Source organism: Eubacterium ramulus (assembly GCF_003122485.1).
Lineage (GTDB): Bacteria > Bacillota > Clostridia > Lachnospirales > Lachnospiraceae > Eubacterium_I > Eubacterium_I ramulus_A.
In genome coordinates this window covers 1-8,044 of record NZ_JRFU01000075.1, presented here as the reverse complement: position 1 = coordinate 8,044, position 8,044 = coordinate 1, and the positions used below count along the sequence as shown (strand labels likewise).

The 8,044-nt window shown below is 41.1% G+C and carries 7 protein-coding genes and 1 rRNA gene; all 8 read left to right on the top strand.

Annotated elements, in window-relative coordinates; genetic code table 11:
- Positions 1-95 (top strand): 23S ribosomal RNA (locus LG34_RS06725); the annotation flags it as partial.
- Between the two features lie 393 nt (positions 96-488).
- Positions 489-1,040: a prolyl-tRNA synthetase associated domain-containing protein gene (locus LG34_RS06720; protein WP_109215413.1), complete on the top strand. Its 552-nt coding sequence runs from the start codon at positions 489-491 to the stop codon at positions 1,038-1,040.
- A 2-nt stretch (positions 1,041-1,042) separates the two neighbouring features.
- Positions 1,043-1,939 (top strand): DMT family transporter, encoded by an 897-nt coding sequence (locus tag LG34_RS06715; RefSeq protein ID WP_109215412.1) that lies wholly within the window; start codon positions 1,043-1,045, stop codon positions 1,937-1,939.
- A gap of 552 nt (positions 1,940-2,491) precedes the next feature.
- Positions 2,492-3,889 carry a Trk system potassium transporter TrkA gene (trkA, locus tag LG34_RS06710; protein ID WP_109215411.1) on the top strand — a complete coding sequence of 466 codons (1,398 nt, stop codon included), beginning with the start codon at positions 2,492-2,494 and terminating at the stop codon, positions 3,887-3,889.
- A gap of 15 nt (positions 3,890-3,904) precedes the next feature.
- Positions 3,905-5,392: a TrkH family potassium uptake protein gene (locus tag LG34_RS06705; RefSeq protein WP_109215410.1), complete on the top strand. Its 1,488-nt coding sequence runs from the start codon at positions 3,905-3,907 to the stop codon at positions 5,390-5,392.
- Positions 5,393-5,544: 152 nt separating this feature from the next.
- A complete protein-coding gene (locus LG34_RS06700) occupies positions 5,545-6,009 on the top strand; it encodes a COG2426 family protein (RefSeq protein WP_109215409.1) in 465 nt (154 codons plus the stop codon).
- 203 nt (positions 6,010-6,212) lie between these two features.
- Positions 6,213-7,064: a pyridoxamine kinase gene (locus LG34_RS06695; RefSeq protein ID WP_109215408.1), complete on the top strand. Its 852-nt coding sequence runs from the start codon at positions 6,213-6,215 to the stop codon at positions 7,062-7,064.
- 132 nt (positions 7,065-7,196) lie between these two features.
- Entirely contained in the window at positions 7,197-7,799 is a 603-nt protein-coding gene (locus LG34_RS06690) for a TIGR04100 family radical SAM protein (protein WP_109215407.1), read from the top strand.
- Positions 7,800-8,044: the final 245 nt, after the last annotated feature.

Here is an 8,044-nt window from a genome sequence, read left to right as displayed (position 1 = left end):
AAAAACCCTTGAAGAGTACGAGGTAGATAGGGCAGAGGTGGAAGTGTGGCAACACATGGAGCTGACTGTTACTAATCGTTTGAGGGCTTGACCAAAAGGTTGAAATGATTCGGATTCTGTATGAAGTTTTGAAGGTATGTAATATAAATAAATCAAAGGGGATGTTCCTTTTCGGGAGCGTCCCCTTTGATTTTTTATCGTAATGTGAATTTGAAACAAGTAGAAAGTACGTGATTGATATCAGATATGAAGATGCAAAAAGAAATTTTATAGGATAAACAGAAAAACAGCAGCCTTTCGACTGCTGTCCTTCACATAGGGAGATTGAGTTATGAAAATGTTTATCAAAAATAAAGTAGATTTCCTTTTGACAAGTATTATAATATACAATAAATATGAGCAAAATATGTCAAAATTATAAAAGAAGAAGAATTAATTATAAAAGAATCATGTTAAAATTATAAATAAAAAATAAAGAGGAATAAAAAATGGAATTATCAGAAGGAAGACCTTTGGATACAGAAGGTCGCCTGGAAAAAGAAGTACGAGTTTATGATTTACTGGATCAACTAGGGATTACCTATTGGAGAACAGATCATGAAGCAGCGGGAACAATGGAAGATTGTAATGAAATTGACCGGATTTTAGATGTACTGATTTGCAAAAATCTGTTTTTGTGCAATCGCCAGAAGACAAAGTTTTATATGTTGATGATGCCAGGGGACAAACCATTCAAAACAAAAGAATTATCGGCACAGATCCACAGCGCCAGACTTTCTTTTGCACCGGAAGAATATATGGAGGAGTATCTGGATATCACTCCGGGTTCCGTAAGTATTATGGGATTGATGAACGATACAGACAATCAGGTACAGCTGTTAGTGGATGAAGATGTATTACAGGGAGAGTTTCTTGGCTGCCATCCATGCATCAATACTTCCAGTTTAAAACTTCGCACAAAGGATGTGTTTGAAAAATTCTTACCGGCGGTACATCATGAATATATGGTAGTTCGTCTGGGACAGGAAGAGGAGAAGTAAGAATGAATCAGTATATGAAAGGTGTCTTATGTACGATCATTGGTGGTGCGTGCTGGGGCATTTCCGGAACCTGCGGCGAATATTTGTGTACCTATCGTGGGATGGACACCAGAGTTCTGACAGATATGCGACTGCTTGGTGCCGGAATCATTCTGTGTATTTTTCTTGCATGTAGAGAGCGGAAAAAATTGCAGGAGTTTTTGCATACACCAAAGGCGTTGATCCATTGTATTATATTTGGTGTATGTGGACTTATGTTTACACAGTTTGCATATCTGACTGCCATTTCCAAGACAAATGCCGGCACGGCTACCGTATTGCAGTATCTGTCTGCAATTATCGTGCTGCTGGTTGTATGTGTGAAAAATCGAAAATTACCGGTATTGCGGGAAAATATAGCAATTATATCCTGCCTGCTTGGAACGTTTCTGGTGGCAACTCATGGAAGTTTTACGTCCTTATATATATCGAAGGAAGGATTGCTTTGGGGCATGCTGGCAGCGTTGGCGGCGGCTCTCTACATATTAATACCGCAAAAATTACTGTCAGAGTGGGGCAGCATTCTTCCAGTTGGAATCGGAATGTTATCCGGCGGAATCGCATTTTTCATTCTGATGCGTGTGTGGAAGATTTCTGTACAGTTTGACCTGATCACCGCATTGATCACGGTGGTGATCGTTCTGGTGGGAACTGTTCTGGCATTTACCATGTTCCTGAAAGGAACTAATATGGTAGGACCTGCACGGGGAAATATGCTTGGCTGTGTGGAACCTTTGGTTGCAACTATTTGCTCCGCGGTTTTTCTGAAAACAGTATTCAAAGCAATGGATCTCATTGGATTTGCTTTTATTATAGCGACAGTGTTTATTCTGGCAAAAGCAGAGAAAACGAAAGCCTGAGAGAATATTATATAATTCCGTTGCCTTGTATGCACTCAATGTATTGTGATTTGAACTATGATTCTAAAACCAGGTAAAAATAAGTAGAAATAGATACAAAAGAAGGATTTCCTATCAAACATGTATAAAATACAGGCAAAAAAGAAAATAGTTACAAAAAAGTAATGTGCGGATTGTACAAAAACATTTGAAATAAAAATATAAGTTTGTGCACACTTACACCGATGAGTTTGCTATTATAATAACTGTAAAAACCCCCAATACATTATAAGTTTTTTGCTACCCCCATAGTAAAAAATACCTTCTCTTGAAAGAACAGCAGATCGACAGGCTGTTCTTTTTTTTGCATTTTATCTGGAAGTATGCAGAAAAATGAAGTGTTTATCTTGCTTTTTATGGGGATATATAGTATAACTGTTTGAGCATGGCAAAAATAATGAGTATAGGTTTGCTAAGATGTACAAAATAGATATAGATTTTTTGAATGAGGTGCATCTTACAGCAGGAATACAGAGGATATTCTTGAATACAAAGTGATACAGAGGGAGCATTATGTTTCAAAAGGGTAAAAAGAGCAGTCCGCTGACTGGTGGACTGAGCATTATGATTGTTGGGTGTGGAAAAGTTGGTAAGACACTGGTAGAGCGTCTGAGCAAAGAAGGACATGACATTTCAGTTGTGGACAAGAGTGCGGCGCGTCTGCAGAGTGTTACAAATATGTATGATGTATTTGGTGTCGTTGGAAATGGCGCAAGTTTTACCGTATTAAAAGAAGCGGGAATTGAGCACACGGACATCCTGATCGCGGTGACAGATTCCGATGAGCTGAATCTGCTTTGCTGTCTGGTAGCAAAGCGATCCGGAAACTGTGATGTTATCGCCAGAGTGCGTACGCCGGATTACAGTGAAGAAAAAACGTACCTGAAGGAAAAATTAGGACTGGCAATGATGATCAATCCGGAGCAGGAGGCAGCAAATGCGATCTCACGTATTTTATATATGCCGACAGCGTTGGATGTGGCGCCTTTTGCCAGAGGACATGTGGAAATGGTTCGTATCAAACTTCCGGAAGGAAACGTGCTGACCGGAAAACGGATCGCGGATCTTGGTTCAGAACTTTCCGGAGCGGTACTGATCTGTGCGGTAGAGCGAAGCGGAGAAGTCTATATCCCGGGTGGTAATTTTGAACTGGCAGCCGGTGATGTCATCAGTTTTATTGCGCCAGTGCGGGATGGAAGAAAATTCCTGAAAAGAAACGGTTTCCATACTCATCAGGTAAAAAGCTGTATCATCGTTGGCGGTGGACGTGCGGCATATTATCTGGGAAAACGTCTGATCGAACTTGGTATTTCGGTGCAGATCGTTGAAAATAAAAAGGAACGCTGTGAGGAACTGAGTATCTTGCTTCCACAGGCAATCGTGGTAAATGGTGACGGCACCAGTGAAGAACTGTTAAATGAGATTGGAATCACGACGACAGAGTCTTTGGTTCCGCTGACCGGAATCGATGAAGAAAATATTATGCTGACCTTGTATGCAAAAGAAGTTTCCGATGCAAAGGTTGTTACAAAAATCAATCGTATCACCTATACAGGTGTCATTGACCAGCTGGATCTGGGCAGTGTGGTATACCCGAAGTATATTACTTCAGAAGCGATCATTGCTTTTGTACGATCAAAGACCGCAACAATGAATAATAATATAGAAACAATGATTCATCTGTTTGATGAACGTGTAGAAGCAATTGAGTTTGTTGTCGGGGATCAGTCTCCGGTGGTAAATGTTCCACTGGCAGATCTGAAACTGAAATCAAACCTTCTGGTGGCATGTATCAATCACCGTGGAAAAGTCCTGATCCCGGATGGTAATGACGTGATTCAGGGCGGAGATACGGTGATTATTGTTACGACAAATACCGGTTTTCATGATATTGAGGATATTTTACGGTAGATGGAGGGGGCATAGATGAATAAATCAATGATTGCCTATATTTTAGGCTGGATTTTGAAGCTGGAAGGGCTGTTTATGCTTATCCCGATTCTGGTAGCCATCATTTACCGGGAACATAATGGAATCTGGTTCGTAGTAGTTGCTGCCTGCAGTCTTGCGTTGGGAACGTTGATCACACACAGAAAACCGGAAAGCAATGTATTTTATATGCGGGAAGGCTGTATTGCAACAGCGCTGAGCTGGATGATCATGAGCGTAGTGGGATGTCTGCCGTTTTTCTTAAGCGGGGAGATCCCTTCCTTTACGGATGCTTTATTTGAGACGGTATCCGGTTTTACCACCACAGGATCTACGATTTTAAGTGATGTGGAAGCATTGTCTTATTGCATGCTGTTCTGGCGTAGTTTTACGCATTGGATTGGCGGTATGGGCGTACTTGTATTTTTGCTGGCAGTCATCCAGATGACCAGTGGTTCCAATATGAATCTGCTTCGTGCGGAGAGTCCGGGACCGTCTGTGGGAAAACTGGTGCCGCGTATGATGCACACGGCCCGTATTTTGTATGTCATTTATATGGGATTGACGGTAATTTTGTTTATTTTACTGCTTTGTGGAAATATGTCTGTGTTTGAATCGCTGACAACGGCATTTTCTACGGCGGGAACCGGAGGCTTCGGCATTCGGAATGACAGTCTGGCAAGCTGCTCACCGTATATTCAGTGGGTGGTTACGGTATTTATGATTTTATTTGGTGTGAATTTTAATGCCTTTTATCTGATCCTTTTGCGTAACTGGAAACAGCTTCGCCATATGGATGAGGTATGGTGGTACTTTGGCATTATCGGAGCTGCCATTCTGATCATTATGACAAATACCTATGGATGGGCTGACAATATTCTGGAAAACCTGCGAAATACGTCATTCCAGGTGGGCTCTATTATAACGACTACCGGATTTATGACGGTGGATTTTGACCAGTGGCCATCCCTGTCGCGCTATGTATTGCTGTTTTTGATGATGATCGGAGCCTGCGCGGGAAGTACTGGTGGCGGAATGAAGGTCAGTCGTTTTCTTCTGTCCGTCAAATCAGCACTGAGAGAATTGAATTCCTATCTGTTCCCGAAGAGTGTAAAAAAGATCAAGATGGATGGAAAAACAGTAGATGAGGAAGCCATTCGCGGTATTAATGTGTATTTTACCGCATATATTCTGTTGGTTGTTCTGTCTGTATTTTTGATCTGTATCAACGGCATGGACATTGAGAGTGCGTTTTCGTCTGTTCTGGGTACCTTTAACAACATCGGACCGGGACTTGGAAAATTTGGACCGACCTGTAATTTTGGCTGGGTATCTACATTCAGCAAATATGTTTATATTTTTGATATGCTGGCCGGAAGACTGGAATTGTTCCCGGTATTGATCCTTTTGTATCCACCAAGCTGGCGTGGTCTGTTAAAACGCAGCATGAAGCGCAAAAAGAACAAAAGAGCGACGACCATCTGATGAATTTTGAACTATGATATGAGTTTTTTCGTGGATATTCTTGCTGATTTTTGAATAAATTTTAAGAATTTCTGAAACCTATTTACATAGGAAGAAAAACTTGGTACAACTATTATAAAAGTAGTACAAGATTCGATCAGGAGGAGGAGCAGATGGTTTTCTCAAAGTTAATTTATACATTTTTGGTGTCAATGATACCGGCGGTGGAAGTAAAAGGGGCAATTCCTTTTGGGATGGCGTTACAGCTTGCTCCGTGGCAGGCATATCTGATGGCATTATCTGGCAGTTTTTTTGTCGTATGTTTTCTGGCATTTTTTACACATTGGTTTTATGTGGAATGCAAAAAGCATGGATTTCTGAAACAATTTATCGGCTGGATCGATAAAATGGTTTTGAAAAATAAGGATAAGATCCACAAGTATGGTCCGCTGGCAATTTTTGCATACGTGGCAGTACCAATTCCGGGAACCGGAACATGGACCGGAAGCATTATTGCCGGTGTATTGAATATGAAGCCACAGGTTACAATCCTGTGTGTAATGTGTGGAAATGCAGTTGCAGGTATGATCATGACGCTGGCAAGTGCCGGTGTGATCAGCATGATTTCAAAGTTATAAGGTACAGTTCGTTTATTATAGGTATTCAGATATCAATCATGCTTGCATAGGGAGATATGTGGATGCACAAGGCTAAATGAACGGTAATCAATATAAAACTGGTATGTATGCAACAGTAAAAACTGGCTCTTGAAAAAGGTCAGTTTTTTTGTTACTTTATAAAAAATTATTTTGCAGAATAATATGGAGATAAATCAGGATTTATGACAGAATCACATAACAATCAGAAAAAAATTGCTGTGGTAAATGATTTTTCCGGATTTGGGCGCTGTTCTATTGCAGTTGCGCTTCCGATCATCTCGGCAATGAAAATACAATGCTGTCCGGTACCGACTTCGATTTTTTCTAATCACACGGGATTCGACAGTTATTTTTTTGAGGATTATACTGACCGTATGAAGCCTTATATTGCAGAATGGCGTAAGTTAGGGCTGCATTTTGACGGGATCTGCACCGGATTCTTGGGATCGGTGGAACAGATCAGTATCGTCAGCGAATTTTTGCGGGAGTTTGGAAAAAATGAGGATGGTGGGAAAAAGACAATCGTACTTATTGATCCGGTAATGGGAGATTACGGCAAACTTTATCCGACTTACACGATGGAGATGTGTCTGGAGATGAAGAAACTGGTCCAGTATGCGGATATTCTGACGCCGAATCTGACAGAAGCCTGTATTCTGACCGATACGCCGTACAGGGAACACTGGCGTGTGGCAGAGATTGAGAAAATGGCGGAAACGTTAAGTCAGATGGGACCGGAAAAGGTCGTAGTTACCGGTATTCCACAGCACAGCTTTGTGGCAAATCTCTGTTACGAAAAAGGACAGGGGTGCAAGGTGATGCGTACCCATAAGATTGGCACTTCGAGATCTGGCACCGGTGATATTTTTGCGTCAATTCTGGCAGCAGATGCCGTGAACGGGGTTGCTTTTGAAGAATCTGTAAAGAAAGCTTCCAACTTTATCAAAAAATGCATTTTAAGTTCCATCGAGAGGAATATCCCACTGACAGATGGTGTCTGTTTTGAGGATCATCTGGGAACGCTGGCGCGATAAAGCACAGAACAATCTTGATAGGATATCCGATAAGCGAAGTCATCGAAAGTAAGTGAAGCAAAACGTATCATTATACTGATATAAAAAAGAGTGGATTATAAGTGGATTATAAATAGAAAGAAGGAATGAAAAATGGAAATTTTATACAAAGTACATCATGGATTATACGTGAACCTGACCAATAAATGTCCGTGTGCCTGTACGTTCTGCCTGCGTCAGACTATGGATCATGTAGGCGAATCTCACAGTCTCTGGCTGGAGCGTGAGCCTTCTGCCGAGGAAGTTATTGCGGAATTCGCAAAGTTTGATATGAATGAGTTTGAAGAAGTTGTATTTTGTGGATTCGGTGAGCCGACAGAGGCATTGCCTGTATTGCTGAAAGTGGCAGCTTATGTCAAAGAGACATTCTCAAAACCAGTGCGTATCAATACGAATGGAATGGGAAATCTGATCTGGAACCGTGATATCACACCGGAATTTGAAGGCCTGATCGATACGGTATCCATCAGTCTCAATACACCGAATGCAGAGCGTTATCACGAACTTGTGCGCAGCAAATTCGGAGATCAGTCCTTTGATGCAATGATAGATTTTACAAAGAAGTGTACCAGACATGTACCTAAAGTTGTCATGACAACGGTAGAGACTACGATCACAAAAGAAGAAGAAGCGCAGTGCAGAAAAATCTGTGAGGAAATTGGTGCTGTTTACCGTATCCGTCCATGGGAAGATTAAAACATTAAAAAAACAAATATTTTTGAACAATAAATAATGAATAAGTAATGATACCGCCGGTCTGCCGACCGGCGGTGCTTTTTTCCTTGCAATTTAGCAGGAACTTTATTATAATTTAGATTGCCTGTTAATGGCAGTAATATTGATACATACACAGATTTATCTCAGTCGAGAAGACTCCCACTTTTGTAAGTGGTGAGTAATAACAAGTCTTTCTCAGTGGGAGTACAATCTCCGACTGAGAT

Bases quoted from the DNA above. Each gene is read 5' to 3' on its own strand.
- LG34_RS06690 (WP_109215407.1), top strand. From the start codon at position 7,197: ATGGAAATTTTATACAAAGTACATCATGGATTATACGTGAACCTGACC.
- trkA (WP_109215411.1), top strand. From the start codon at position 2,492: ATGTTTCAAAAGGGTAAAAAGAGCAGTCCGCTGACTGGTGGACTGAGC.
- LG34_RS06720 (WP_109215413.1), top strand. From the start codon at position 489: ATGGAATTATCAGAAGGAAGACCTTTGGATACAGAAGGTCGCCTGGAA.
- LG34_RS06695 (WP_109215408.1), top strand. From the start codon at position 6,213: ATGACAGAATCACATAACAATCAGAAAAAAATTGCTGTGGTAAATGAT.
- LG34_RS06700 (WP_109215409.1), top strand. From the start codon at position 5,545: ATGGTTTTCTCAAAGTTAATTTATACATTTTTGGTGTCAATGATACCG.
- LG34_RS06715 (WP_109215412.1), top strand. From the start codon at position 1,043: ATGAATCAGTATATGAAAGGTGTCTTATGTACGATCATTGGTGGTGCG.
- LG34_RS06705 (WP_109215410.1), top strand. From the start codon at position 3,905: ATGAATAAATCAATGATTGCCTATATTTTAGGCTGGATTTTGAAGCTG.